At 71.2% G+C, this 25893-nt stretch carries 25 protein-coding genes and 1 pseudogene; 11 read left to right on the top strand and 15 right to left on the bottom strand.

Annotated elements, in window-relative coordinates; translation table 11 throughout:
• Nucleotides 1-25: 25 nt before the first annotated feature.
• The 6 genes from ACLJQM_RS13035 to ACLJQM_RS13010 are packed head-to-tail and all read right to left on the bottom strand — an operon-like array spanning nt 26 to nt 8472.
• Nucleotides 26-2005, bottom strand: coding sequence for a glycoside hydrolase (locus tag ACLJQM_RS13035; protein ID WP_410631399.1), 1980 nt, complete (start codon nt 2003-2005; stop codon nt 26-28).
• Between the two features lie 36 nt (nt 2006-2041).
• Entirely contained in the window at nt 2042-3796 is a 1755-nt protein-coding gene (locus tag ACLJQM_RS13030; protein ID WP_410631398.1) for a glycoside hydrolase family 35 protein, read from the bottom strand.
• On the bottom strand, nt 3789-5315 hold the full coding sequence (locus ACLJQM_RS13025) for an alpha-N-arabinofuranosidase (protein ID WP_410631397.1): 1527 nt from the start codon (nt 5313-5315) through the stop codon (nt 3789-3791). The genes ACLJQM_RS13030 and ACLJQM_RS13025 overlap by 8 nt, the downstream gene beginning before the upstream one ends.
• The gene (locus ACLJQM_RS13020; protein WP_410631396.1) at nt 5312-6649 is read right to left on the bottom strand and encodes an ABC transporter substrate-binding protein; all 1338 of its coding nucleotides are present in this window, start codon (nt 6647-6649) and stop codon (nt 5312-5314) included. Before ACLJQM_RS13020 ends, ACLJQM_RS13025 begins: the two co-directional genes overlap by 4 nt.
• 28 nt (nt 6650-6677) lie before the next feature.
• Entirely contained in the window at nt 6678-7541 is an 864-nt protein-coding gene (locus tag ACLJQM_RS13015; protein WP_360773586.1) for a carbohydrate ABC transporter permease, read from the bottom strand.
• Nucleotide 7542: 1 nt separating this feature from the next.
• A complete protein-coding gene (locus ACLJQM_RS13010) occupies nt 7543-8472 on the bottom strand; it encodes a carbohydrate ABC transporter permease (RefSeq protein WP_410631395.1) in 930 nt (309 codons plus the stop codon).
• A gap of 131 nt (nt 8473-8603) precedes the next feature.
• Between ACLJQM_RS13010 and ACLJQM_RS13005 the strand changes: the two genes are divergently transcribed.
• Both ACLJQM_RS13005 and ACLJQM_RS13000 read left to right on the top strand, forming a co-directional pair.
• Nucleotides 8604-9590: a LacI family DNA-binding transcriptional regulator gene (locus tag ACLJQM_RS13005; RefSeq protein WP_360774144.1), complete on the top strand. Its 987-nt coding sequence runs from the start codon at nt 8604-8606 to the stop codon at nt 9588-9590.
• Nucleotides 9591-9798: 208 nt separating this feature from the next.
• Entirely contained in the window at nt 9799-9981 is a 183-nt protein-coding gene (locus tag ACLJQM_RS13000) for a hypothetical protein (RefSeq protein ID WP_160701928.1), read from the top strand.
• On the opposite strand, the gene ACLJQM_RS12995 is transcribed toward ACLJQM_RS13000, so the two are convergent.
• Nucleotides 9959-10591 (bottom strand): DsbA family oxidoreductase, encoded by a 633-nt coding sequence (locus ACLJQM_RS12995; RefSeq protein ID WP_360774141.1) that lies wholly within the window; start codon nt 10589-10591, stop codon nt 9959-9961. The two genes, ACLJQM_RS13000 and ACLJQM_RS12995, sit on opposite strands and share 23 nt — an antisense overlap.
• 87 nt (nt 10592-10678) lie before the next feature.
• On the opposite strand from ACLJQM_RS12995, the gene ACLJQM_RS12990 reads away from it, so the two are divergent.
• Complete coding sequence (locus ACLJQM_RS12990) at nt 10679-11278, top strand: QsdR family transcriptional regulator (protein WP_247019644.1); 600 nt, start codon at nt 10679-10681, stop codon at nt 11276-11278.
• A gap of 305 nt (nt 11279-11583) precedes the next feature.
• Nucleotides 11584-12513 (top strand): alpha/beta hydrolase family protein, encoded by a 930-nt coding sequence (locus ACLJQM_RS12985; RefSeq protein ID WP_410631394.1) that lies wholly within the window; start codon nt 11584-11586, stop codon nt 12511-12513.
• Nucleotides 12514-12536: 23 nt separating this feature from the next.
• Here the strand turns inward: ACLJQM_RS12985 and ACLJQM_RS12980 are convergent, their stop codons facing one another.
• Complete coding sequence (locus tag ACLJQM_RS12980; RefSeq protein ID WP_410631393.1) at nt 12537-13376, bottom strand: helix-turn-helix transcriptional regulator; 840 nt, start codon at nt 13374-13376, stop codon at nt 12537-12539.
• 100 nt (nt 13377-13476) lie between these two features.
• Here ACLJQM_RS12980 and ACLJQM_RS12975 point away from each other — a divergent pair, with 100 nt between their 5' ends.
• Nucleotides 13477-14358 carry an aldo/keto reductase gene (locus ACLJQM_RS12975; protein ID WP_410631392.1) on the top strand — a complete coding sequence of 294 codons (882 nt, stop codon included), beginning with the start codon at nt 13477-13479 and terminating at the stop codon, nt 14356-14358.
• Here ACLJQM_RS12975 and ACLJQM_RS12970 read toward each other — a convergent pair.
• Nucleotides 14339-15316 (bottom strand): NAD(P)-dependent alcohol dehydrogenase, encoded by a 978-nt coding sequence (locus ACLJQM_RS12970; protein WP_410631391.1) that lies wholly within the window; start codon nt 15314-15316, stop codon nt 14339-14341. The two genes, ACLJQM_RS12975 and ACLJQM_RS12970, sit on opposite strands and share 20 nt — an antisense overlap.
• 91 nt (nt 15317-15407) lie before the next feature.
• On the opposite strand from ACLJQM_RS12970, the gene ACLJQM_RS12965 reads away from it, so the two are divergent.
• Complete coding sequence (locus ACLJQM_RS12965; RefSeq protein WP_410631390.1) at nt 15408-16061, top strand: TetR/AcrR family transcriptional regulator; 654 nt, start codon at nt 15408-15410, stop codon at nt 16059-16061.
• Between the two features lie 45 nt (nt 16062-16106).
• Nucleotides 16107-17114 (top strand): LLM class flavin-dependent oxidoreductase, encoded by a 1008-nt coding sequence (locus ACLJQM_RS12960; protein WP_410631389.1) that lies wholly within the window; start codon nt 16107-16109, stop codon nt 17112-17114.
• Nucleotide 17115: 1 nt separating this feature from the next.
• On the opposite strand, the gene ACLJQM_RS12955 is transcribed toward ACLJQM_RS12960, so the two are convergent.
• From ACLJQM_RS12955 to sigK, 3 genes are all read right to left on the bottom strand, one after another.
• Nucleotides 17116-17784 carry a fasciclin domain-containing protein gene (locus ACLJQM_RS12955; RefSeq protein ID WP_410631388.1) on the bottom strand — a complete coding sequence of 223 codons (669 nt, stop codon included), beginning with the start codon at nt 17782-17784 and terminating at the stop codon, nt 17116-17118.
• Nucleotides 17785-17949: 165 nt separating this feature from the next.
• The gene (locus tag ACLJQM_RS12950; RefSeq protein ID WP_360766163.1) at nt 17950-18651 is read right to left on the bottom strand and encodes an anti-sigma factor; all 702 of its coding nucleotides are present in this window, start codon (nt 18649-18651) and stop codon (nt 17950-17952) included.
• A complete protein-coding gene (sigK, locus tag ACLJQM_RS12945; RefSeq protein ID WP_360766160.1) occupies nt 18648-19244 on the bottom strand; it encodes an ECF RNA polymerase sigma factor SigK in 597 nt (198 codons plus the stop codon). The genes ACLJQM_RS12950 and sigK overlap by 4 nt, the downstream gene beginning before the upstream one ends.
• Before the next feature lie 345 nt (nt 19245-19589).
• Here sigK and ACLJQM_RS12940 point away from each other — a divergent pair, with 345 nt between their 5' ends.
• Together ACLJQM_RS12940 and ACLJQM_RS12935 are read left to right on the top strand one after the other, a co-directional pair.
• Nucleotides 19590-20003 carry an SsgA family sporulation/cell division regulator gene (locus ACLJQM_RS12940; protein WP_247019630.1) on the top strand — a complete coding sequence of 138 codons (414 nt, stop codon included), beginning with the start codon at nt 19590-19592 and terminating at the stop codon, nt 20001-20003.
• A gap of 13 nt (nt 20004-20016) precedes the next feature.
• Nucleotides 20017-21381 carry a class I adenylate-forming enzyme family protein gene (locus tag ACLJQM_RS12935; RefSeq protein ID WP_410631387.1) on the top strand — a complete coding sequence of 455 codons (1365 nt, stop codon included), beginning with the start codon at nt 20017-20019 and terminating at the stop codon, nt 21379-21381.
• A 22-nt stretch (nt 21382-21403) separates the two neighbouring features.
• Here ACLJQM_RS12935 and ilvD read toward each other — a convergent pair whose 3' ends face one another.
• Nucleotides 21404-23095 carry a dihydroxy-acid dehydratase gene (ilvD, locus tag ACLJQM_RS12930; RefSeq protein ID WP_410631386.1) on the bottom strand — a complete coding sequence of 564 codons (1692 nt, stop codon included), beginning with the start codon at nt 23093-23095 and terminating at the stop codon, nt 21404-21406.
• 113 nt (nt 23096-23208) lie between these two features.
• On the opposite strand from ilvD, the gene ACLJQM_RS12925 reads away from it, so the two are divergent.
• Together ACLJQM_RS12925 and ACLJQM_RS12920 are read left to right on the top strand one after the other, a co-directional pair.
• Entirely contained in the window at nt 23209-24288 is a 1080-nt protein-coding gene (locus ACLJQM_RS12925) for a dihydrodipicolinate reductase (protein ID WP_410631385.1), read from the top strand.
• The gene (locus tag ACLJQM_RS12920) at nt 24285-24770 is read left to right on the top strand and encodes a carboxymuconolactone decarboxylase family protein (protein WP_410631384.1); all 486 of its coding nucleotides are present in this window, start codon (nt 24285-24287) and stop codon (nt 24768-24770) included. The genes ACLJQM_RS12925 and ACLJQM_RS12920 overlap by 4 nt, the downstream gene beginning before the upstream one ends.
• Before the next feature lie 49 nt (nt 24771-24819).
• Here the strand turns inward: ACLJQM_RS12920 and ACLJQM_RS12915 are convergent.
• Nucleotides 24820-25008: pseudogene (locus ACLJQM_RS12915) on the bottom strand (integrase core domain-containing protein); the annotation flags it as partial.
• 10 nt (nt 25009-25018) lie between these two features.
• The coding region (locus ACLJQM_RS12910; RefSeq protein ID WP_410631383.1) for an IS110 family transposase at nt 25019-25893 on the bottom strand (875 nt) is incomplete at its 5' end.

Genomic DNA, 25893 nt, shown 5'->3' with positions numbered 1-25893 from the left:
GTGGGCCGCCGACGACGGACCGCGGTCAGCGGGCCACGGCCTGCCAGCGCTGGTTCGGGCCGTTGGTCGGCCGGTACAGGCCGATCCGGGCGCCGTCGTCGCGGGACTCGCCCGGCACGTCCAGCAGTTGCCCGGTCGCCGCGTTGACGAACGTCCACGTGCCGTCGCCGGTCGTGGAGAGCGTCCACTGCGCGGCCGGGTCGCACGTGCCCGCCGGGGCCAGTGCCACCGCGCCGCCGGCCGTGGCCAGCACCTGGCCGGTGCCCGTGTTGGTGATCGTGAACCGGTCGCGGTTGCCGTAGCGGCCGGTGCGGTCGGCCAGCGTCCAGCGCTGGGCGGCCGCCGAGGCGTCGGTCGTGCGCTGGACCAGGGTGCCGTTCTCCGCCGACAGCGTCTTGCCGCTCTGCACGCCGGTGAAGGCGAACGGCTTGCCCGAGCCCAGGCCCGTGCCGGCCGCCGTCGCGGAGACGCCGTCGACCAGGAAGCTCGTCACCGAGCGCGCGGGCACCCGCAACGTGGCGTGCGCCGAAGTCACCTTCACCGGCTTGCCCCGCTTCAACGCACCCGTGACGTCGGTGACGACCGGCGTCACCGAGGCACCCGGGCGGATGCCGCGGAAGCCGGACAGGTCGAGGGTGACGTCCTGGGCGTCCGTGCCCGCGTTCGTGTGCACGACCGTCGCCAGGTCCTCGCCGCGCATGGCGGCCGTCGACGCCGGGTCGTCCACCCCGGTCAGCCGGTCACCCGGCCGGATGTAGTGGGTGAAGTTCCGCATCGTGTCGAACTTCGTGTTGGTCCGGATCCGGCACGTCTGCGGCGTGGCCGAGGCCGGGCAGTCGAAGGGGACCTGGATCTCGCCCCAGTTCATCCCGGCCGCGGACTCCCCGCCGGGCTTCATGTTGTTGTAGTCCTCGATCGGCTGCCAGCTCACCCACGCGCTCGGCTCCAGCAGGCGCAGGTCGTCGGTGATCTGCTCGGCCATCCCGAGGCCGGGGTCCATCGACGTGAAGTCCTGCCGGTCCAGCCAGCTCCCGCCGACCTCGCTCATCCACAGCGGCTTCGACGCGCCCTTGGCCAGGTCCCGCGGGATCGGCCGGTTGCCGGTGCCGTAGGTGTGCACGTTGAGCCGGCCCGCCGCCGCGCGGGCCGCGTCCGACCAGCCGGACCAGTCCGCGGCGAAGATGTCCGGATTGGTCTCGTCGGGCGCGGACACGATCGTCTTCGACCCGGCCAGCGCGGCCGCCATCGCCGGGATCAGCTGCGCCTGGACCGACGGGCCGATGTGCGCGCCTTCCTGCCGCCCGCCGGTCGGGTTGCCGTCGGCGCCGAGGGTGGTCTTCCAGTAGTTCGTGTTGGGCTCGTTCAGCGGGTTCACCGAGGTGAACTTGATGCCGTGCGCGCGTTCGAGCGTGCGCACCGCCTGCGCCAGGTACGCGGTGAAGTCGCCGATCTTGTCCGGGCGCAGCTGCTCGTCGGTGGCGGTGAAGCCACCCGAGACGTATCCCGACACGGTCTGGAAGTACGGCGGCGAGTTGCTGAACGCCTCCCACTTCGTGACGCGCTGCTTGATCCTGTCGACCCACCAGCGCTGGTTCGGGTCCGCGGCGGTGTCGAACTCGGCCGGGTCGCCGGGGGTCCACCAGTCCTTGTCCGCGCGCGTGGTGCCCGCCGGCGCCTTCCACCAGCCCGGGACGGCGCCGCCCGCGCGCAGGTACGGCGGGACGTCGGGGGCGTTGCCGCCGCCGACGTTGAACCGGGCGATGTTCAGGTTCAGCCCGTCGGCGCCGAAGACCAGGTCGGCCAGCCGGTTGCGGATCGCGTCGGGGTAGCCGCCGGTCGCCTCGGCCATCCAGGCCAGGCTGGCGCCCCAGCCGTCGAACGGCTGCTGCCGGTAGGTCGGGTCGGGCTTGACCGTGACGGCGGTGGCCGCCACCGCCGGTGCCGCGACCACCGCGGCGCCGATCAGAGGTACACAAAGGACGGTGAGCAAACGCCTGCGGTTCATCGTCGAACTGCCCTTCGGTGCGGGGGGGGACTTCTCTCAGGCCTCCGTGTGGCCCAGCAGCGGCCGCGGCGTGAACCGGGCCCCGGGGTCGAGCATCGTGCCCAGTTCGAGCACGACGAGTTCGTTGCCGCCGGCCCGGACCACCGGGCGCGGCACGTACAACGTCCGCTGCGGCCCGCGCCGCCAGTACCGGCCGAGCGGGAAGCCGTTGAACCACGCCAGGCCCTTGCCCCACTCCCCGGTGTCGAGGAAGAGGTCGGCGGGCGCGTCGACATCGATGTCGGCGCGCAGCAGGACCGGCCCCGCCACCGGGCCCGGAACCACGGCCTTGGTCGCGGACCGCAGCGAAGGCACCTCGGCCAGGTCGAGCGGCAGGACGTCCCAGCCGGTCAGCGGCTCGCCGTGCAGCTCCGCGCCGCCGACGATCCCCTTGGCCTCGCCGATCCGCGGGCCGTAGTCGACGCGGCCCTGGTCCTCGACCAGCACCAGCAGCTCGCCCGCCGCCCGCGGCAGCGCGATCGCGCGGTCGTGGTGCTCCCGCGAGAGCGTGCCCACCGGGTCGCCGTCGAAGAACACCGTCGCGCGGTCGCGCACCTCGCCGAAGGTCAGCACGCCGGGCCGGTCCCCCTCGACGGCGCAGCGCAGCAACGCCAGCCGCGGCATCGGCGTCAGGCCGTCGAACGCGGGCAGCTCTTCGTGGAACTCCCAGGTGCCCCAGCGGTCCGGGGCGTCGAGGAGGCGGACCGGGTCGCGCAGGACGCCGTGCGGGGTCGGTGCCGGGCGCGCCGGCGGCGGGACGGTGTCGGGAACCTTGTGGTAGCGGGCGATCACGTCGCGGAAGGCGTGGTACTTCGGCGTCGGGTCACCGGCTTCGTCGAGCGGCGCGTCGTAGTCGTACGACGTCACGATCGGCTGGTAGACGCCCTTGTCGTTGGCGCCGTTGGTGAACCCGAAGTTGGTGCCGCCGTGGAACATGTACAGGTTGACCGACGCGCCGGCCGCGAGCAGCGCGTCGAGCTCGGCCGCCGAATCCGCGGCGGACGTCGTGTGGTGGTGCGCGCCCCAGTTGTCGAACCAGCCGTTCCAGAACTCGCTGCACATCAACGGCCCGGACGGCTGGTGCGCCCGCAGGATCGCCAGCCGCTCCACCGCGCCGGAACCGAACGAAGCGGTGCGGTGCACCCCGTCCAGGCTGCCGGCCTCGAGCATCTCCGGCGTCGGCTGGTCCACTGTGGTCAGCGGTACGGTGATCCCCGACGCGCGCGTGTGCTCGGCAAGCGCTTTCAGGTAGCGCTTGTCGTCGCCGAACGCGCCGTACTCGTTCTCGACCTGGACCAGCAGCACCGGCCCGCCGCGGTCGACCTGGTGCGGGACCACGACTTCGTAGACGCGCGTGAGGTATTCGCGCACGGCGGCGAGGTAGCGCGGTTCGAAGCGCCGCACCCCCACGTCCGGGTCGCGGAACAGCCACGCCGGCAGGCCGCCGTTGTCCCATTCGGCGCAGATGTACGGGCCGGGCCGCACGATCGCGTACATCCCGGCGTCGGCGACGAGCCGCAGGAAGCGGTCCAGGTCGAGCCCGCCGGTGAGGTCGAAGACGCCGGGCTCGGGCGCGTGCGCGTTCCACGGCACGTACGTCTCGATGGTGTTGAGGCCCATCCGCCCGGCCTTGTCGATCCGGTCGGCCCACAGGTCCGGGTGCACCCGGAAGTAGTGCAGGGCACCGGAAAGGATCCGGAACGGGCGGCCGTCCAGCAGGAAGTCGGTGTCCCCGACGGCGAACTCAGGCATGCCGGCCCGCCTCCGGGCTCAGCTGGAGCACGGTCCAGGACAGCGGTGGCAGTGTCGCGGTGATGGTGGTCCCCCCTGGGTCGGAGTTCACGGCGATGCCGGGGAGCGGCACCGGCCGGACCGGTTGCGAGACAGCGGTGTTGACGGCATGCCGGGTTTCGCCCTCCAGCGCGGTCAGCGTTTCGGCGGCGTACACGCCGAACCCGGCGCCGCGGAGCCGGATGCGGACCTCGGTCGGCGACGCCGTGGCGCGGTTGGTCAGGAACACCGCGCCGCGCCCGGACTCCTCGGCCGTCGCGGCGACGTCGACGAGGTCGACTTCGCCGTGCTGCGCGGTGCGCAGCCGGGGGCCGTCGACGGTCAGGCGCAGGCTCGACCCGCCGGCCAGTGCGGCGACCTGCCGGAACGGGTGGAAGGTCGACTGCCGCCAGGCCGGGCCGCCGGGCTCGGTGCGGATCGGCGCGATGACGTTGACCAGCTGCGCCTGGTTCGCCATGGTGACGTGGTCGACGTTGCGCAGCAGCGAACTCAGCAGCGAGCCGACGACGACGGCATCGGTGACGGTGTAGTCGTCCTCGATGATTCGCGGGTGCTCCCGCCAGCCGCCTTCGGCCAAGCGCGCCTGGTCGACTTCGTTCCAGCGGCGCAGGTCCCAGACGTTCCACTCGTCGACGCTGATCCCGACGCGGCCGCCGAGCCCGAGCTCGTCGATGATCCCGGCGACCTTGCCGATGTAGGCGTCGAGCGCGGCCCCGCTGGCCAGGTAGCTGTCGGTGTCGCCGTGCAGTTCCTGGTAGTAGGCGTGCAGCGAGATGTGGTCGACCAGGCCGGCCGTGTGGCGCAGCACCGTGCGTTCCCACTCGCCGAACGTCGGCATGTCCGCGTGCGAGCTGCCCGCGACGACCAGTTCGACGGCCGGGTCGATCATCCGCATGACCCGCGCGGTTTCGGCGGCCAGGCGCCCGTATTCGTCGGCCGTCTTGTGGCCGATCTGCCACGGGCCGTCCATCTCGTTGCCCAGGCACCACAGCTTGAAGCCGAACGGGTGGTCGGCGCCGTTCGCGCGCCGCCGCTCGCTCAGCGCCGTGCCGCCGGCGTGGTTGCAGTACTCCAGGACGTCGACGGCTTCCTGGATGCCGCGGGTGCCGAGGTTGACCGCGTACATCACCTCGGCACCCGCGGCTTCGGCCCACGCGACGAACTCGTGCAGGCCGAAGCGGTTGGATTCCACGCTGTGCCAGGCCGGGTCGAGCCGGACGGGCCGGTCCGGGCCGACGCCGTCCTCCCAACGGTAGCCGGAGACGAAGTTGCCGCCGGGGTACCGGACGACGGTCGGCCCGAGTTCCCGCACCAGCTCCAGGACGTCGCCGCGGAACCCGCGTTCGTCCGAAGTGGAGTGTCCGGGCTCGTACAACCCGGTGTACACGGAACGGCCCATGTGCTCGACGAACGAGCCGAAGAGGCGACGCGGGACCGGGCCGACGACCTGGCCCGCGTCACCTTCGATGTGGACGGTCATCCCGCGCTGACCGTGAAGCCCTGCTGGTTGCCGTAGTCCACAATGGCCTGCTGCCAGGCCGCCAACCCGGCGTCGAGCCCGGTGCCGTTGAGGTAGGCCTTGCCCGCGGTGTCGCTGAAGACGCTGTTGGCGTAGGTCTGGTACGGCAGGTAGGTCCAGCCCGGTGCGACGTCCTTCGACGCCTGGGTCAGCACCTCGTTGACCTTCTGGCCGCCGAAGTACGGCACGGCCTGGTCGACGAACGCGGGCGCGCCCAGGTCCGCCGTCGTGGACGGGAAGCCGCCGCTCTTGATGAACGGCTGGACACCGCCGCCGTGGTTGAGCCAGCGCACGAACGCCGCGGCCAGCGCCGGGTTCTTGCTCTGCTTGAGCACCGACTGCGTGCTACCACCGTTTTCCGAGGTCACCGGCTTACCGTCGTAGGTCGGCATCGGCGCGACCGCCCACTTGCCGGCCCCGCCGGGCACCGAAGAGATGAAGTTGCCCGGCATCCAGGCGCCGGTGACCAGCGAGGAGATGGTGCCGTCGCCGAGGGCGCGGAACCAGTCGTCGGACCACTCCTTGACCGGGGCGAGCTGCTTGCCCTGGATCAGCTGGTCCCACATCGCGGTCCACTTCTTGGTGCCCGCGTCGGCGAGGTTGACCTTCACGTTCCGGCCTTCGACGGCGAAGGGGCGCCCGCCCGCCTGCCAGATCATGCTCAGCACGAAGCCCGGGTCACCGGTGTCCGAGGTGATGTACTTGGTGGGGTCGGCGGCGTGCAGCTTCTTCGCCGCGGCGATGTACTCGTCCCACGTCTTCGGCACGGCGATGGCGTTCTTGTCGAAGACTTCCTTGTTGTAGAACAGTGCCATCGGCCCGGAGTCCTGCGGCAGGCCGTAGACCCCGTTGCCGTTCTTGACCTGCGCCCACGTCGAGGCGCTGTAGTCCTTTTCGAACGAGCCGAAGCCGAACTGGTTCAGGTCGGCGAGTGAATCGGTCAGCGCGAACTGCGGCAGGGCGTAGTACTCGATCTGCGCGACGTCCGGGGCGCCGGAGCCGGCCTTGATCGCGTTCTGCAGCTTGGTGTACTCGTCCTTGTTCGTCCCGGCGTTGACGTAGTTGACCTTGACGTTCGGGTATTCCTTCTCGAACGCGGCGACCTGGTCCTTGGCCGACGGCGTCCAGCTCCAGTAGGTGATCTCCCCGCCCGCCTTGAGCGCGGCGTCGACCGAGTCCTGGGTGCCGGTGGCGGCGGCGGGCCCGGACGAGCTCCCGGACGAGCAACCGGCCGCCAGTGCGGCGGCCAGCGCCACGGCGGCGAACGCCTTGGCGCGACTGCGGATGCGTGGCATCGAATGTCCCTTCACGACGGTGTGACGGCTATTGCTTGACGCTGCCCGCGCTCAGCCCGGACTGCCAGAACCGTTGCATGAGCAGGAAAGCGAGGACGAGGGGGATGATGGTGAGCAGCGAACCGGTGAGCACCAGGTTGAAGATCGGCTGCGCTCCGGCGCCGTTGGCCTGCGCGCTCCACTGGTTCAGCCCGACGGTCAGCGGGTACCACTTGGGCTCGCTGAGCATGATCAGCGGCAGGAAGTAGTTGTTCCACGTCTGCACCACGGTGAACAGCGCGACGGTGACGATCCCGGGCACGAGCTGGCGCAGCGTCACGGTGAGGAAGATCCGGAACTCGCCCGCGCCGTCGATCCGCGCCGCTTCCAGCAGCTCGTCGGGGATGGCGTCGGCGGCGTAGACCCAGATCAGGTAGAGGCCGAACGGGCTGATCAGCGACGGGATGATGATGGCGAGCGGGGTGTTGGTCAGCCCGAGCTTGCTGAACATCAGGAACGTCGGCACGGCGAGTGCGGTGGCGGGCACGGCCACCGCACCGAGCACGACGGCGAACACCGCGCGGCGGCCCGGGAAGCGGTACTTGGCCAGCCCGTACCCCGCCGCCGTGGCGAGGATGGTCGCCCCGCCGGCGCCGACCACGACGTAGAGCAGGGTGTTGCCGAGCCAGCGGAAGAAGATCCCGTTGTTGTAGGTGAACGTCTGGGCGATGTTGTCGAACAGCGCGAACGGGCCGCCGAAGGACAGGCCCGACGTCGAGAACAGGGCCGCCTGCGTCTTGGTCGCGTTGATCACCAGCCACACCAGGGGAACCAGGGTGTAGAGCAGGTACAGCGCCATGACGGCGGTGAGCGTGCGCGACTTCTTGGGGCGCGTCACCGAAAGCGTGGCCACGTCACATCCCCTTCCGGGTGCCGCGCAGCTGCACGACGTAGGCGATGACCGCGGTGATCACGCCCATCACGATCGCGACCGTGGCGGAGTAGTTGTACTGCTGGCCGGCGAAGGAGAGGTTGTAGGCGTACATGTTCGGTGTGTAGAAGGTGCCGATCACGTTCGGCACCAGGTTGCGCATGATGTTGGGTTCGTTGAACAGCTGGAAGCTGCCGATGATCGAGAAGATCGTCGCGATCACGATCGCGCCGCGGATCGCGGGGAGCTTGACGGAGACGATCGTGCGGAACGCGCCGGCGCCGTCGATCGCGGCGGCTTCGAACAGCTCCTTCGGGATCACCTTCAGCGCCGAGTAGAAGATGAGCATGTTGTAGCCGACGAACTCCCACGTGACGACGTTGCCGATCGACGTGAGCAGCCAGTTCTGGGACAGCGGTTTCACGGCGTCGGTGCCGAGCAGGTGGTTGAGGTCCGCGGCGAGTCCGAAGTGGTCACCGTAGATGAAGCCCCACATCAGCGCGGCGACCACGGCGGGCACGGCGTAGGGCAGGAAGATCACGATCCGGAAGAACCCGGCGGCGTGCAGCCGGGCGCTGTCGATCGCGAGCGCCGCGACCATCGCGAGCAGCAGCATGATCGGCACCTGCACGGCGAGGAACACCAGCACCCGCTGGAAGGACTCCCAGAACTTCGGGTCGGCGAGCACCTGCGCGTAGTTGTCGGCGCCGACGAACACCGTGCCACCGAAGAAGGCCTGGTCCCGGAAGAGGCTGAGGACGAAGGCGTAGACGACGGGCGCGATGAACGTCAGCGCGAACACCAGCATGAAGGGGGCGACGAAGAGCCAGCCGCGCCAGTTGCGCCGCCGGCGACGGGCCGGCGGCGCCGGGCGGGCCGGTGCCGCGACCGGCGGTGGCGCTGTGGACGTCATCGTCCCTCCGGTGTTCGTGCAGATGTTTACGTCAACATGGACGGTCGGAGGGTAACGTGTTGACGTAAACATGTCCAGGACACTTCGAGGAGCCACCCGTGCCGACTGCTTCCCCGCGCCGTGGACCGTCGATGGCGGACGTCGCGCGCGAGGCTGGGGTCTCCGGCCAGACGGTGTCCCGGGTCGCGAACGGCAAGACGAACGTCGACGACGCCACGCGCGACCGGGTCCTCGCCGCGATGCGCCGGATCGGCTACCGTCCCAACAGCGCGGCCCGCGCACTGCGCAACGGCAAGTTCCGCAGCATCGGCGTGATCATTTCGGCGCTCCCGACGTTCGGCAACAGCCGCACCCTGGACGCCATCGCGGCGGCGGTCGTCGCCCAGGGGTTTTCGATCATCCTGATGCCGGTGACGCGGCCGACGCAGGGCGAGGTGACGGGCGCGTTCAGCAAGCTCAACGAGCAGGCGGTCGACGGCGTGATCATCCTGATCGAGCAGCACCAGCTCGACCAGAGCTCGATCGAGCTCCCGCACGGGCTCCCGGTGGTGGTGATCGACTCCAGCGCGCGCTACGACTACCCGGTCGTCGACACGGACCAGGCGGACGGCGCCGCGACGGCGACCCGGCACCTGCTTTCGCTGGGGCACGAGACGGTGTGGCACATCGCGGGGCCCCCGCAGTCCTATTCGGCCGAACGGCGGCGGAAGTCGTGGCGGTCCACTTTGGAGCTCGCGGGCGCGTTCGTGCCCCCGGTGCTGACCGGTGACTGGTCGCCGTCGTCGGGGTACGAGGCGGGGGTGGCGCTGGCGGCGGACCCCACGGTGACGGCGGTGTTCGCGGCGAACGACCAGATGGCGCTGGGATTGCTGCGGGCACTGCACGAGGCGGGCCGGGCGGTGCCGGGCGAGGTGAGCGTGGTGGGGTTCGACGACATGGAGGAGTCGGCGCACTTCTGGCCGCCGCTGACGACGATCCGCCAGTCGTTCGAGGCGGTGGGCAGCTACGCGGTGGCGGCGCTGCTGGCGGAGATCGAGACGGGCGCGGAGGTGGGGGAACCGGTGAGCGTGCCGACGGAACTGGTCCTGCGCTCCAGCACCGCGCCTCCCCCGTCCTGACGCGACGCGGAGTCCGGCTCGGCTCCCCCAGTGGAATTGTCGGTGCCGGCCGGTAGCGTGGAAAATGGGGGCGGCAGCCACGCGGAAGTTCTCGTTTCACCGCGCGGAAGCCGGGGCATTACCGGCCAGCCAAGCCGGGACCACCGGTACCGCGAACGTCGTAATGGTGTGGACCATTCGGCGTCATCCCCACCGAAACGAGGGTCTCATGCTCGCCATTCTCGCCGCCGTGCTCTTCGGGCTCGCCCTGTTGATGGAGCTGGCCGGGTTCGGGCTCGGTCCGGTCGTCACGACCGGCACGCTGACCACCGCCGGATTGCTGTGCGTCGCCTTGCACCTGGCCGGCGTCGCCACCGACCGGTCGCGGTTCAGCCGGCGGCGGCGCCGCTGACCTCCGCCGCGCGCGTCAGCACCTGCGCGAACACCTCGGGCGACTGGGCTCCGGCGACGCCGAAGCGCTGGTCGACCACGAAGAACGGGACGCCGGACGCGCCGAGGGCGCGGGCCTGCTCGCCGTCCGCCGCGACTTCGGCTTCGTAGGCGTCGGATTCGAGCACGGCCCGCGCTTCCGCCGCGTCCAGGCCCGCTTCGGCGGCCAGCTCCACCAGTGAATCGCGGTCGAACAGCGACCGGCGCTCGGTGAAGTGCGCGCGGTAGAAGCGATCGACGACGGCGTCGGCCACGCCGCGGTCGGTGGCGAGGTGGACCAGGCGGTGGCCGTCGACGGTGTTGCCCATGTGGACACCGTCCAGGTGGTATTCGAGCCCGTCGGCGGCCGCGCGCTCTTCCATCTGCGCTTCCATCGCGTCGGCTTCTTCCAGTGTCCGGCCGTACTTCTCGGACAGCACCTCGCGCGTCGGCCGGGAAGTCCCGCGCGGGAACGACGGGTCGAGCTGGAACGAGTGGTGCACCACCTCGACGTCGACCCCGAGTTCGGCGACCGCCTGCTCGAAGCGGCGTTTGCCGAGATAGCACCAGGGACAGACCAGATCGGACCAGATGTCTACGCGCACGACGTCCACGCTAACCGACCGGGCCCCGCGCACTTCAAGGTAACTGTCCGCGACCTGCGGGATAGGGTTGGCCCGGTGACCGTCTCGACCGACGACATCGTCCGGCACGCCGCCCGCCTGCTGGTCACCGGCACCCGCCTCGACCTCGGCCGGATGGCCGCCGAACTGGGGATCTCGCGCACGACGTTCTTCCGCCGCGTCGGCAACCGCGACGACCTCATGGGCGCGGGGCTGCGGCTGCTGTCCGACCGCACCTGGCAGCGCGCGCTCGACGGCTGGCGCACCACGCACGGCGACGCGGTCCGCACGCCGGAGGGCCGGTTGCGCTGCCTGTGGGTGATGGAGGAGTACCGCCGCGAGGTCGCCGCCAGCGACGGCATGCGCAAGCTGATCGAGGCGGAGTCGACGGTCGCCCTGCGGGTGCTGACCGATCCGCGCGGCGCGGTCCAGCCGGCACTGGTCGACGAGCACGTGGAGCTCTTCCGCGCGGACGCCGAAGCGGCCGGGCTGACACCGCTGGTGGGGCTGCCGGATCTCGCGTTCGCGGTGGTACGGCTCGGGGAGTCGTTCCTGTATTCGGACGTGCTGGCCGCGCGCACGGTCGACCTGACGGTGGCCACGACCCTGCTGGACACGCTCGTCCGCGGCGCGCTGGAGCCGAGCGCCACCCCCTGAGCCCGCACTTTCACGTGAAAGTGCGGGCCGCTGAGCGACCGGCGCCCGGGACCCGGGACCCGGGGGTTTTGTCACGCGCGTGAGTGCCGCGCCTCCCCGGCCCACTGAGCGACCGCCCAGTCTGTCAACCACTCACCCGTTCGGCCGTTGTGGAACATTTCGACGAAGTGTTTCATAGGGCGACCGGGAAGCGGTTCCCCGCACCCGGGATGACGGCACGCTCTTCGTTGCCGTGCAACGGTTACATCGGTCCGCCCGTCCGTGTCCGGGCCCGCTTTCGCCTGCCCGGGGAAAGAGAGCGATCCATGTCCTTACTCACCAGCCCGCCGACGTCGTCTGGCCCGGGTGAGAAAATTTCCCGCCGCCGACCGTGGCGCGCCAAGGCCGCCGGGGTCATCGCCGCCGCGCTGGCGGTGACCACCGCGGTCGCCTCGCCGGCACCCGCCGCCGACAACCCCTACGAACGCGGGCCCGCCCCGACCACGGCCAGCATCGAGGCCAGCCGGGGCAGCTTCGCGACCAGCACCGTCACCGTTTCGCGGCTGTCCGTCTCCGGCTTCGGCGGCGGCACCATCTACTACCCGACGACCACCACCGCCGGCACCTTCGGCGCGATCTCCATCGCCCCCGGCTTCACCGCCACGCAGTCGAGCATGGCGTGGCTCGGCCCGCGCCTGGCGTCCCAGGGCTTCGTGGTGTTCACCATCGACACCCTGACCACCAGCGACCAGCCCGACAGCCGGGGCAGGCAGCTGCTGGCCTCGCTCGACTACCTCACCCAGCAGAGCTCGGTGCGGTCCCGCATCGACAGCAGCAGGCTCGGCGTCGTCGGGCACTCGATGGGCGGCGGCGGCACGCTCGAAGCGGCGCGCTCACGGCCGTCGCTGCAGGCCGCGGTGCCGCTGACCGGCTGGAACCTGACGAAGAGCTGGTCCACGGTGCGCGTGCCGACGCTGGTCGTCGGGGCCGAGGCGGACACCATCGCGCCGGTGGCGACGCACTCGATCCCGTTCTACACCAGCCTGCCGTCCTCTTTGGACAAGGCGTACCTGGAACTGCGCGGTGCCAGCCACTTCGCGCCGAACTCGTCGAACACGACGATCGCGAAGTACACGCTGTCCTGGCTCAAGCGGTTCATCGACAACGACACCCGCTACGAGCAGTTCCTCTGCCCGATCCCGGGCACCAGCCTGTCCATTTCGGACTACCGGGGCAACTGCCCGCACAACGGCTGACACCCGGCCCGCCGGGCCCGCGGTCAGCGTTGCGCGGGCTCGGCGGACCACTGCAGCAGGAACCGCAGCGCTTCTTCCGACGGCGACCCGGGTTCGGCGGTGTAGGCCACCAGCCGCTGACCCGGGTGCGTCTCGACGGCGAACTGCTGCACGTCCAGGGTGACCGGGCCGGCCACCGGGTGGCGGTAGGTCTTGGTCAGCTCCCGGGCCCCGCGCACCTGGTGGCGCTCCCACCACGTCCGGAAGTCCGCGTCCTTCTCCAGCAGCTCGCGCACGAGGGCGGCGAGCACCGGGTCGGCCGGGTCGCGGCCCGACTCCATCCGCAGCACCTCGACGCACGCGCCCGCCGCCCGCGGCCAGTCCGCGTACCGGGCGCGGTAGTCCTCGTCGAGGAACGTCAGCCGGATCAGGTTGCGCTCGGCGGGCGGCCGCGCGCCGAAGTCGCCCAGCAGCGCGACCGCCGCGCGGTTCCAGGCCAGCACGTCCTGACGGCGGTTCAGCACCATCGCCGGCACGTCCGGCATGCCGTCGAGCAGCTGCCGCAGCGGGCCGGCGACGTGGTCCCCGGCCGGCGCCCGGGTCTCCGGGGCGACGTCGGCCAGGGTGAACAGGTACGCGCGTTCGTCCGGGGCCAGCTGCAACGCGTCCGCGAGCGCGTCGAGGACCGGCCGGGACACCCGCCGCGTGCGGCCCTGCTCCAGCCGGACCACGTAGTCGATGCTGATGTGCGCGAGCTGGGCCAGCTCCTCCCGGCGCAAGCCGGGGACGCGCCGGAGCCGGCCGTCGTCGGGCACCCCGGCCCGTCGCGGGTCGAGCGCCGCGCGACGAGCCCGCAGGAACTCGCCCAGTTCGGTGGCTGCCATGCCCCCAGTGTCGCAAGACCGCCCGCCGCGTGCCTGGTACCAGGCTGCATAGGCAGTTCCCTCCCTGGCCGCCACCGGAGGACCGGGCGACGGTGGAGCCATGACCGAACGAACCACCCTCTCCCTCGGCGACCTGACGACCGGCCGGATCGGCTACGGCGCGATGCGGCTCACCGGCCCCGGCCACTGGGGTGACTACCCCGACCGGGCCGCGGGCCTCGAGCTGCTGCGCCGCGTCGTCGACGCCGGCGTGACGCTGATCGACACCGCCGACGTCTACGGCCCGCACACCAACGAGCAGCTGATCCGCGAAGCCCTCCACCCCTACCCCGGGCACCTGCTGCTCGCGACCAAGGGCGGCTTCGTCCGCAGCGGCCCGGAGCTCTCGACGATCGCCGCGATCGGGCACCGCCAGTACCTGCGCCAGTCCGCGATGCTGAGCGCGCGCCGCCTCGGCGTCGAGCGGATCGACCTCTACTACCTGCACAGCGGCTACGCGCGGGACGCGTCCTTCGAAGACCAGGTCGGCACGCTCGCCGAGCTGCGCCGGGAAGGCGTGATCCGGCACATCGGCCTGTCCAACGTGACGCTGGAGCAGCTGAAGGCCGCGCGGGAGATCGTCGAGATCACCGCCGTCACCGCGCACTACAACCTGGTGGACCGCCACGAACAGCCGTTGCTCGACGCCGCCGCCGAGGCCGGCGCGGTCTTCGTCCCCTGGCAGCCGGTCTCGCTCAGCACGCCGGGCGCGCCGACCGACACCGAAGGCCCGGCGGCGGTCCGCGGCGTCCTCGAACCGATCGCCGCGCGCCACGGCGCCACCGTCTCCCAGGTCGCGCTCGCCTGGCTGCTCGACCGCTCGCCCGCCGTCCTGCCGATCCCCGGGACGACGTCGCTCGCGCACGTGCGGGAGAACCTCGCCGCGCAGGACCTCGTCCTGAGCCCCGAAGAGCTCGCCGCGATCACCGCGCTGCGCGGGTGACGGCGACCTTTCCCCTGGTGTGCCCGGCTTCCTGGTAGGCGAACGCGGCCCGCAGGTCGTCGAACGGGTAGGTCCGGTCGACGACCGGGGTGAGCTCGCCGCGCTCGGCGAACGCCGCCAGCTCACCCAGGACCGCCTTCTTGTCCGGGCAGCCCACCGCGTCGGCGAGCACGACCCGCCGCCGCGCGAACGGCCCGGCGGCCAGCGCGGCGAAGACGTGCCCGGCGGGCTGCAGCCAGCGCCCGGCCGGGCCGCCGACGGCGACGAACGTCCCGCCGCGCTCGAGGATCCGGCGGCAGGCGAACACCGACCGGCCGCCGGCGATGTCCAGCACGAAGTCGTAGCGGCGGCCGACGCGGGTGAAGTCCTCGGTCCGGTAGTCGACGACGTGTTCGGCGCCTAGCGAGCGGACCAGGTCGGCGTTGGCCGCGCCGCACACGGCGTCGACGTGCGCGCCGAGCGCCTTGGCCAGCTGGACGGCGAAGGTGCCGACACCGCCGGAAGCGCCGTTGACCAGGACCCGGTGCCCGGGCCGCACCCCGCGCAGGGCGAGCAGCGCCGTGACGCCCGCCATCGGCAGCGTCGCGGCCTGCTCGGGGGAGAGGTTCGCCGGCATCCGCGCCAGCAGGCTCTCCGGCACGCAGACGTACTCGGCGTGCGCACCCCGGGGCAGCAGCGCGTAGACGTCGTCGCCGGGGCCGAACTCCGTCCCGGCGGTCTCGACCCGGCCCGCGAGGTCGCAGCCGAGGACACCCACCGGCGGGCGGCGCAGCCCGAAGCCGCCGGTCATCAGCCGCGCCGCGTAGGGCTCGCCTCTGAGGAAGTGCCAGTCGTACGGGTTGACGGAAGTGGCGTGCACGCGGACCAGCACTTCGCCTTCGCCCGGCACCGGATCGGGCACGTCTTCCCAGTTCATGCTGTCGGGCGGGCCGTACACACGCTGGACGATGGCCTTCATGACGTCTCCCTTACGTTGTAAGTCTTACGTCGTAAGGTAGATCCGGGCACGACGCCGCGTCAAGGAAGACTTACGCTGTACGATCTTGCGCGTGACCACCGAAGCCCGGATCCCGCTGAGCCGCGAGCGCGTCCTGCGCACGGCCGTCGCGCTCGCCGACGAGCACGGCCTGGCCGCGGTGACGATGCGCCGGCTCGCGGAGGAGCTCGGCGCCGAAGCGATGTCGCTCTACTACCACGTGGCCAAGAAGGAAGACGTGCTCGCCGGGATCGTCGACGTCGTGGCCCAGGAGATCAACGAGGCCGTCGCGCGCCTGGACGCCGGCCCGGACTGGAAGGACACGGCCCGGCGGCGCATCCTCGCCGCGCGTGCGGTGCTCCTCCGCCACCGCTGGGCGCCGGCGCTGTTCGGGACGCGGTCCTCGACCAGCGTGGCGGTGCTGAAGTACTACGACAACCTGGTCGGCCTGATGCGCGAGGGCGGGTTCTCGCACGACCGGATCCACCACGCGCTGCACGCGCTCGGCAGCCGGGCCCTGGGGTTCAGCCAGGAGCCGTTCGACCCCGGCCCGGACGCGTCGGCCGAGGTCTCGGCGGAAGTGGCCGCGCAGCTGCCGAACCTGGTGGCCATGCTGAGCGAGATCGCCCACGACCACCCGGGTTCGACGCTGGGCTGGTGCGACGACCAGGCGGAGTTCGAGTTCGGCCTGGACCTGATCCTCGACGGGCTGGACCGGGTGCGGTAGTCCACCACGTGGGACACCCCGGAGCACCGGAGCAGAATCGGCGGGGTGGCACGACCTCTGCGGAAGCTCGGCTTCCTGACCATCGGCCTCTTCGACGCGGCCGACCCGCGCCGGGGGCACGAGTCGACCCTCGAGATCATCGAACTGGGTGAGCGGCTCGGGTTCGACAGCGCGTGGGTGCGGCACCGGCACCTGCAGTACGGCATCTCGTCGCCGGTCGCCGTGCTCGCCGCCGCGTCGCAGCGGACCAGCCGGATCCACCTCGGCACCGCCGTCATCCCGCTCGGCTGGGAGAACCCGCTGCGGCTCGCCGAGGACCTCGCCACCGTCGACCTGCTCTCCGGCGGGCGGCTCAACCCGGGCCTCAGCGTGGGGCCGCCGATGCGCTGGGACGACGTCAAAGGCGCCCTCTACCCGGACACCGCCGACGTCGAGGACTTCTCCTACGACCGCGTGGAACGGCTGCTCGGCTTCGTGCGCGGCAAGCCGGCCACCGGGTTCAGCGGGACCCAGGGGTTCGAGGTGTTCTCCGACCGGGTGCAGCCGCAGGCACCCGGGCTCGGCGACCGGATGTGGTACGGCGGTGCGAGCCTGCGCTCGGCCGCGTGGGCGGGCAAGCACGCGGTGAACTTCCTGACCAGCAGCGTGGTCAAGGCCGAAAGCGACAGCACGGACTTCGCGGAAATCCAGCTGTCGCACATCAGGGCGTTCCGCGCGCACCACCCGGACGGCGAGGCCGCCCGGGTCTCGCAGGGCCTGGTCGTGATCCCGACCGACAGCGCGACCGCGGAGCAGCGCGCGAAGTACGAGGAATACGCCCGGAAACGGCTGCCGCGCACGGCCGAACCGCAAGGCCCGGCGCGGATGCTCTTTTCCCCCGATTTCGTCGGCACGTCCGCGGAAATCGCGGAACGCCTCCACGCGCACAAGGCGTTCCGCGAAGTCGACGAGGTGGCTTTCGCCCTGCCGTTCACCTTCGACCACGAAGATTACGTGCAGATCCTCACCGACATCGCGGAACGCCTCGGCCCGGCACTGGGCCGGAATTCCTGACTTACTTGTTGGTGCCCGGGGTCAGCACCTTGTCGATCACGAAGACCGTGGCGTTCTTCGTGGGGATGTTGCCGCACAGGATCTTCGCGCCGTTGACGGTCATGTTCTCGCCCGAACCCTCGATCTTCAGCGGGCCACCGGCGGCGTTGAGCGAGTCCAGCGAACCCGCCGACGCGAGCCCCTTGGCGTCGTAGCGCTTGCCCACGACGTGGTACTGCAGGATCGGCGAAAGCTCGGCCGGCTTGCCCGCCAGCTCGGCGAACTTGGCGTCGCCCAGCGCCGCGAACGCCGGGTCCGCCGGCGCGAACACCGTGATCGCCGGCGCGCTGTTGAGCGTGTCCACCAGGTTGGTGGCCTTGACCGCGGCCACCAGCTTGGTCAGCAGCGGGTTGGTCGAGGCGGCCGAGGCGACCGGCTGCGGGCCCATCGAGTCCAGCGAACCCGGGGCGGAACCCTGCGGCAGCTGGCTGCACGCGGGACCGAACACGTCGGCGTTGGTCGTCATGCCATCGCCACCCGAGGCGGCGCTGGACGACGGGGCGGCCACCGAGGAGGACGGGGCCGGCGCGCTGGAGCTGCCCGACGAAGCGGTGTCGCTGCTGCTGCACGCGGCCAGCGAAAGGGCGGCGACAGCGGCGACGCCGATTCCGGCGACACGAAGCTTGGTCACAAAAATCACTCCCACAATCAGCTGAGAACTTCTTCTTGACGGGTATTCGGAACTACGCGGAAATCGGATTGGTACCCGATCAGGTGATCCAGATCACCGTTTTGGGAAAGCGCGGCCCTGGAAATGGAAAACGACAGTGACGCCCGGTCGTCAGATCAGGTCAGATCAGGTCAGGTCGATCCGGGTGACCGCCGGGGTCGTCGGGCCCGGGGAACCGCCCGCGGGCTCGACCGTGATCCCGATGCGGTCGACGCCCGGGGGCAGCTCCGCCCGCATGGGGCGCATGCGGTCCGGGGACTCCGGCTGCATCAGGCCGGCCGAGTGCGCGCCGCCCTTGCCGATCAGCCAGACCTGGTAGACGTGGGCCGCGTCGAGGGCCGGCAGCCCGGACGCGAGCAGGACCGCCTGCTTCCGGCTGCGGGACACCACGAGCGTCGCGCTGCCCTGGCCGGAGCCCTGGATCGCCGTGGCGTCCGGGGCGGCCAGCACCGGGTCGGCCTTCTGCTGCGGGACCGTGGTCGTGGTCTGCACGCCGGCCACGATCACCGCCACCACGGCCGCCGCCGCGGCACCGAACAGCGCGATGCGCAGCTGCCACGTCTTGGCGCGGCTGAGCTTGCGGACCACCGGCACCCTCGGCGGCAGCTGGCGGGTGCGGGCCACGTCGGCGAGCACGACCAGCTTCAGCTCCGGCGGCGGCGTCACTTCGGCGGCCGCGCCGAGGCGGGCGCCGGTCGCGCGCAGTTCCTCGACCTCCTGGCGGCAGGCCGGGCACTCCCCGAGGTGCCGTTCGAACTCGGCCCGGTCCACATCGGACACGGCGTCGAGCGCGTAGGCCCCGGTCAGCGTGTGCAGCTCGGCGGTCATCGGTCCACCCCCAGGCAGTCACGCAGCCGGATCAGGCCGTCGCGGATCCGGGTCTTCACGGTTCCCGGCGCCACCTTCAGCACCTCGGCGACTTCGGGGTAGGTGTAGCCGTTGTAGTAGGCGAGCACGATCGACTCGCGCTGCAGGTCGGTGAGCGCGGACAGGCACTGCCGCACCCGCTGCTGGTCCAGACCGGCCAAAGTGGACTCGGTGACTTCGTCGAACGGCCGCCGCACGTCCATCCGGCCCGCCCGGTCTTCGCGGTCGAGCACGGCCTGGTGCGAACGCACGCGGTCCACGGCCCGGCGGTGCGCGATCGTCAGCACCCACGAAAGCGCGCTCCCGCGCTCCGGGACGTACCTCGCGGCCTTGCGCCACACCTCCACCAGAACCTCCTGAGCCACTTCCTCGGCTTGCGCGTGGTTGCGCAGCACGCGCGTCACCAGCCCGAGCACCGGGCCGGCGATCAGGTCGTAGAGCGCCGAGAACGCCGTCTCGTCCCCCACCGCCACCCGCCCGAGCAGTTCTTCGGCACCCGGCGCGGGCACCGGCACCTCACCCGGATGCAGCCGTAGCCGTCCACGTTCACCCATGTCCGGCAACCTCCACGTCACCCACCACGCCCTCCGGCCTCGACAGGGGTTCGCGGCTGGACGGCGGCGCGGACTGGTGTGCAGTGGTCCTTCCCACCCGGAAGGCCCAACTCCGGGGCGCCGACCCATCCGGCACCCGGGCAGCTCCGAAAACTTGGGACGCGAAGTTCCCGGGGCGCGTCACGGTGCGTGAGAAAGTGCCCGTTCGGCCACGCCGGCGGTGACCTCCGACACTTCTTGATCACCCCGAAGTGTGAAAGTTTTTCGGAACGCTGGGCGTTGAACTCACTATGCGTTATCTGTGGAACCAGCCGAAGTTAACCGACGAGTAGCAAAGGCGGTCCGATGACCGACCCGCACAGCCAGACCAGCGCCAGCATCGACTTCGCCCTGCGCACCTTCGGGGCCGGTCCGCGGCCGGTGCCCGCCGAGCTGGCCTACGACACCCGTGACCCGTACGCGGTCGCCGTGGTGCTGCACGCCGGCCCGAGCGCGGTCCGCTGGCTCTTCGGCCGCGACCTGCTGGCCGACGGCCTCCTCGCGCGCTGCGGCGACGGCGACGTCCGCATCGGGCCGGCCGGCGACCCCGCCCTCGTCGTCGTGGAGCTGAACTCCCCCGACGGCGCCGCCGTGCTCGAAGCGCCCGCGAAGGAGATCGCGGCGTTCCTCGACCGGACCTACGACGTCGTGCCGGCCGGCAGCGAGAGCGACTGGTTCGACTTCGACACCGAACTCGAAAAGCTCTCCTACCAGGACTGAGTACCGTCGCCGGGTGAGCTTCTTCCTGACGAAGGTCCTCGCCGCGCTCGACGACGGCGGCGACCGCCCCCTGTTCATCTCCGGCGGCGTCACGACCTACCACCAGGCCCGTGCCCGCCTCCGCCGGCTGCACGCGGGCCTCGGCGGCACCGGCGTCGTCGCGGTCGACCTCCGCAACCGCCCGGAGACGGTCCTGGTCCAGCTCGCCGCCCTGCTGCGCGGGGCGACCGTCCTGCTGGTCCCGGCGTCCGCACCGGACGGCGAGCGCTACGAACGGGCGGGCGTGACCACCGTCGTCACCGACCGCCCGCAGCACTGGCCGGGCACCGACGTCCGGACGCTCCCCGAGCTCGACGGCGAGCCGGAGCCGCTCGACCCGCCGGAAACGGTCCGTCTCCTCTTCCCCACCGGCGGCACCACCGGCACCCCGAAGCTCATCCGCCACAGCGGCATCTACGACGGCATGGCGCACATCTTCGCGCCGTCGCCGGACGGCCCGGGCCGCACGCTGCTCGTCGCCCCGATGACGCACATGACCGGCAACGCCACCGTGCTCGGCGCGCTGCTGCGGCGCGACACCGTCGTGGTGCACGACGGCTTCGACGCGGGCGCGGTCCTCGCCGCGATCCGGGAGCACCGGATCGACACGCTCTCGCTGACCCCACCGCGCCTGGCGGCGGTCCTCGACCACCCCGCGCGGCCGGCCACCGACCTGAGCAGCGTCCGCTCGCTGTCCCTCGGCGCCGCGCCGCTGCCACCGCACCGGCTCGCGCAGGCCCTCGAGGTGTTCGGGCCGGTCGTCGGCCAGGGCTACGGCCTCACCGAGGCCCCGATGATCGCGAGCATCTCCGCGGCCGAGCTGATCGACCGCCCGGAGCGGCTGGGCTCGGTCGGGCGGATCGTGCCCGGCATGGAAGCCCGCCTCACCGCCGAGGGCGAGGTCGAGGTGCGCGGACTGTCCATGATGGACGGTTACCTGGGCGGCCCGGAGATCGGCCCCGGCTGGCTCCGCACCGGCGACCTCGGCCGCTTCGACGACGAGGGCTACCTCTCCCTGCTCGACCGCGCGGACGACATCGTCGTGGTCGGCGAGCACGGCACGAAGGTCCCCACGACCGTGGTGGAGCACGCCATCGCGACCCACCCGTCGATCACGAGCGCGGCCGTGTTCGGCGTGCCCGGCCTGGACGGCCAGCTGCTGCACGCCGTCGTCGTCGCCGCTGGGGAGGTCACCGCCGAGGAGGTCCGGGCCCACGCGAGGGCCACCTTCGGCCGGGAACACTACGTTCCGGCCGGCGTGGACTTCCTCGACGCGCTGCCGCTCACGGAAGTCGGGAAGGTCGACAAGCGCGCGCTGCGGGCCGCGTTCAGCTCGTGAGGGGCCGCCGGCCCACCCTCGTTCAGCTCGTGACCGCTCCGTAGGACGACGAGCGGACCAGCTTCGCGTACTTGCCGAGCACGCCCTCCGGGAACTTGTTCGGCAGGGGCTCCCAGCCCTCGCGCCGCCGCGCCAGCTCGGCCGCGTCGACCAGCAGGTCGATGCTGCGCGCTTTGATGTCCACAGCGATCCGGTCGCCGGTGCGGACGAACGCGATCGGGCCGCCGTCGACGGCCTCCGGGGCTACGTGGCCGATGCACAGGCCGGTGGTGCCGCCGGAGAAGCGGCCGTCGGTCAGCAGCAGGACGTCGCGGCCGAGGCCGGCGCCCTTGATCGCCGCCGTGATCGCCAGCATCTCCCGCATGCCCGGGCCGCCCTTGGGGCCCTCGTAGCGGATGATGACGACGTCGCCGGCCTCGATGCGGCCTTCGTTCAGCGCCGCCATCGCCTCCTGCTCGCGTTCGAACACGCGCGCCGGGCCCTCGAAGTTGGCGGTGTCGAAGCCCGCGGACTTCACCACGGCGCCCTCGGGGGCGAGCGAGCCGCGCAGGATGGTGATGCCGCCGGTCGGGTGCAGCGGGTTGTCCAGCCGGCGCAGGACCTCGCCGTCGATCGGCTCGGGGTCCAGCTCGGCGAGGTTCTCCGCGACCGTGCGGCCGGTGACGGTCATCGCGTCGCCGTGGAGCAGGCCCTCGTCGAGCAGCGCCTTCATCAGCACCGGGATGCCGCCGTGGCGGTCGATGTCGTTCATGACGTACTTGCCGAACGGCTTAAGGTCGCCCAGGTGCGGCACGCGGTCGCCGACGCGGTTGAAGTCGTCGAGGGTGAGCTCGACCTTCGCCTCGTGCGCGATGGCCAGCAGGTGCAGCACGGCGTTGGTCGAACCGCCGAGGGCCATGATGACGGTGATCGCGTTCTCGAACGCCTCGCGCGTGAGGATGTCCCGCGCGGTGATGCCCTTCTCGAGCAGCCCGACCACGGCTTCACCCGAAAGGTGCGCGTAGTGGTCGCGGCGGCGGTCCGCGGACGGCGGCGCGGCCGAGCCGGGCATGCTCATGCCCATCGCCTCGGCGGCCGAAGCCATCGTGTTCGCCGTGTACATGCCGCCGCAGGCGCCCTCACCGGGGCAGATGGCGCGTTCGATGCGGTCCAGGTCGTCGGTCTTGAGCCGCCCCGCCCGGCACGCGCCGACGGCCTCGAAGGCGTCGATCAGCGTGACGTCCTTCTCGGTGCCGTCGGTGAGCTTCACCCAGCCGGGGGCGATCGAGCCCGCGTAGAGGAACACCGACGCCAGGTCGAGGCGCGCCGCGGCCATCAGCATGCCGGGCAGCGACTTGTCGCAGCCGGCCAGCAGGATCGAGCCGTCGAGCCGCTCGGCCTGCATGACCGTCTCGACGGAGTCCGCGATGACCTCGCGCGAAACCAGCGAGAAGTGCATGCCGTCGTGGCCCATGGAGATGCCGTCGGACACCGAGATCGTGCCGAACTGCAGCGGGTAGCCGCCGGCCGCGTGCACGCCTTCCTTCGACGCCTGCGCCAGCCGGTCCAGCGACAGGTTGCACGGCGTGATCTCGTTCCAGGAACTGGCGACGCCGATGATCGGCTTGCGCCAGTCGCCGTCCCCCATCCCGACGGCGCGGAGCATGCCGCGGGCGGGTGCCGCCTCGATCCCGTCGGTCACCGTGCGGCTGCGGGGCTTGGGGTCGATCGTCATCGTGGGCCTCCGATACGACGTCCGGACGAACTGCATGCTACCAACGTCCGGACGGTCCGCTGGGCGGAACGAATCCCTTCCCGGACCGTCGCGCACGGGCGAAAACTCGGGCCATGATCGCCACAGTGGTGTGGGGCACGGGCAACGTCGGCCGTGCGGCAATCCGGGCCGTCGACGCCCATCCGGCGCTGAAGCTCACCGCGGTGCTCGTCCACGACCCGGCGAAGGTCGGCAAGGACGCGGGCGCGCTGGCCGGGCTCGACGTCGAACTGGGGGTCGAAGCGACCGACGACGTCGAGACGGTGCTGGCGGCGAGCCCGGGAGCCGTGGTCTACGCCGCTTCCGGTGACGTCCGGTTCGACGACGCGTTCGCCGACATCGTGCGGGCCGTCCGGGCGGGCGCGGTCGTCGTGACGCCGGCCCTCTACCCGCTCTACGACCAGCGCAACGCGCCGCCGGAGCTGCGCGACCCGGTGCTGAAGGCGATCGACGAGGGCGGCGGCTCGCTGTTCGTCTCCGGCGTCGACCCCGGCTGGGGCAACGACGTGCTGCCGCTGCTGATCAGCGGGCTCGGCACCGACGTCGACGTCATCCGCTGCCAGGAGATCTTCGACTACTCGACCTACGAGCAGCCCGACTCCGTCCGGTACCTGGTCGGCATGGGCCAGCCGATGGACTACGACCCGCCGATGCTGATGACCGGCGTGCCGTCGATGGTGTGGGGCGGCCAGGTGCGGCTGATCGCGCGCGGCCTCGGCGTCGAGGTGGCCGAGCTGCGCGAGACGCTCGACCGGCGGCCCCTGGAGGAAACCGTGTCCACGCGGACCATGGGCGAGTTCGAAAAGGGCACGCAGGGCGCGGTGCGGTTCGAGGTCCAGGGGATCGTCGACGGCGAGCCGCGGATCGTCGTCGAGCACGTCACCCGCATCCACCCGTCGTGCGCGCCGGACTGGCCGACGCCGCCGAGCGGGGACGGCGCGCACCGCGTGATCATCGAAGGCCGGCCGCGCATCGAGGTCAGCGTCGAAGCTTCCGACGAAGGCGAAAACCGGTCCGCGGGCGGCAACGCGACCGCCGTCGGCCGGCTCGTCGGCGCCATCGACTGGCTGGCCGGCGCGGAACCCGGTCTCTACGACGCACTCGACGTCCCGCTGCGCCCGGCAGCCGGCAAGCTCGGAAGGAGGCGCTCGTGAACATCGACATCCCCGAGGGCAAGGACCCGATCGGGTACGTGTGGGGCGAGCTGGTGCCCGGCATCGGGATCGCCGCTTCGCAGTTCTCGCTCGCGGTGTACGAGCACACCACGCTGGGGCTGCGGGAGTTCGAGGCCGCGCGGCTGAGGATCGCGCAGCTCAACGGGTGCGTCTTCTGCCTGGACTGGCGGACCGAACGCGACGGGCAGAAGGTCGAGGAGGAGTTCGCGGACGCCGTTATCGAGTGGCGCACGACGGACCGCTTCGACGAGCGCACCCGCCTCGCGGCCGAGTACGCCGAGCGGTACACCCTCGACCACCACAACCTGGACGACGAGTTCTGGAAGCGGATGTCCGCTTGCTACAGCCAGCAGGAGATCGTCGAGCTCAGCATGAGCCTCGGCGCGTGGCTGGCTTTCGGGCGCCTCAACCACGTCCTGGGTCTCGACGTCGTCTGCGTCCTGCCGTCCCACCGGTCGTGAGTGGTCAGGGCGGTCCTGACCGCCCTGACCACTCACGACCCGGGTGGGGCTAGATGTGATGCCCAGGGAGGTTGGTCAGCCGGGTGACCGGCGGCTTGCCGCCGGTTGAGCTGTGGGGTCGATGATGATTGTAGAAGTGCAGCCAGCCCGGTAGCGCTGCCCGCCGCACCGTCTCCGACGGGTAGAAGCGGGCGTAAGCCCACCCCTCGGCCAGGGTGCGGTGGAACCGTTCGATGCTCCTATATTCGTCAAGCGGCATGGGGGTGCGGTGGTTGTGAGTGGGGTGTTGTTCGAGGAAGGTTGGCGTAGATTTCGCGGGCGATGTAGCGCTTGAGGCAGCGGATGATCTCGCGTTTGCTGAGTCCTTCGGCCGTGCGTCGTTCGACGTAGTCACGGGTGGGTTGATGGCGGCGCATCCGGACAATGGTCACGATGTAGAGCGCGCTGTTGGCGGCGCGATCACCGCTGCGGCTGAGGCGGTGACGTCCGGTGGTGCGGCCGCTGCTGGCTGGTTGCGGGGCGACCCCGCAGAGTTTGGCGAAGGCAGCCTCGCTGCGGATGCGGTGCACGTTGTCGCCGGCGGTGACGAGGAACTGTCCGGCCAGCTCGATCCCGACACCGTGAAGCTCGACCAGTTCCGGGGCTGTGGCGCGGACCAGAGCCTCGATCTGCTTGTCGAGGGTTTTGATCTCCGCGTCCAAGGTTTTCCAGCGGCGGGCGAGATCACGCAGTGCCGTGGTCACTCCGGCCGTGAGCAGCCGTGCGGGTGCATCGATGAGGGTGAGGACGTCATCGGTCTCGGGATGCAGCTGCAGGCATCGGTTGATCAGGGTCCTCTTGGTCAGTGCCACCAGGTCGTCACGCAGCGGCGAAGGGGCACCGATCATCACGCCCCACAGGGTGTTGAAGGTTTGAGTCCGGGCCTTGACCGCGCTGGAACGGGTGATCCGCAGGGTGCGAATCACCTCGACAATGCCGGACTTGGCCTTCGGAGTCGCGGTCGACGTCTGTCCCAGAACAGCCCGGGCGATCTGCTCGGCATCCAGGCGATCGGACTTGCCGTCCATCCGCCGGGCCAGCCGGTTTGTCCGGTTGACCTCGATGACTCGGACGTCGGCGGTGG

This window comes from Amycolatopsis sp. cmx-4-83, from assembly GCF_046548815.1.
In the GTDB taxonomy this organism is placed as follows: Bacteria; Actinomycetota; Actinomycetes; order Mycobacteriales; family Pseudonocardiaceae; genus Amycolatopsis; species Amycolatopsis pretoriensis_A.
This window is presented reverse-complemented; position numbering and strand designations above follow the sequence as displayed.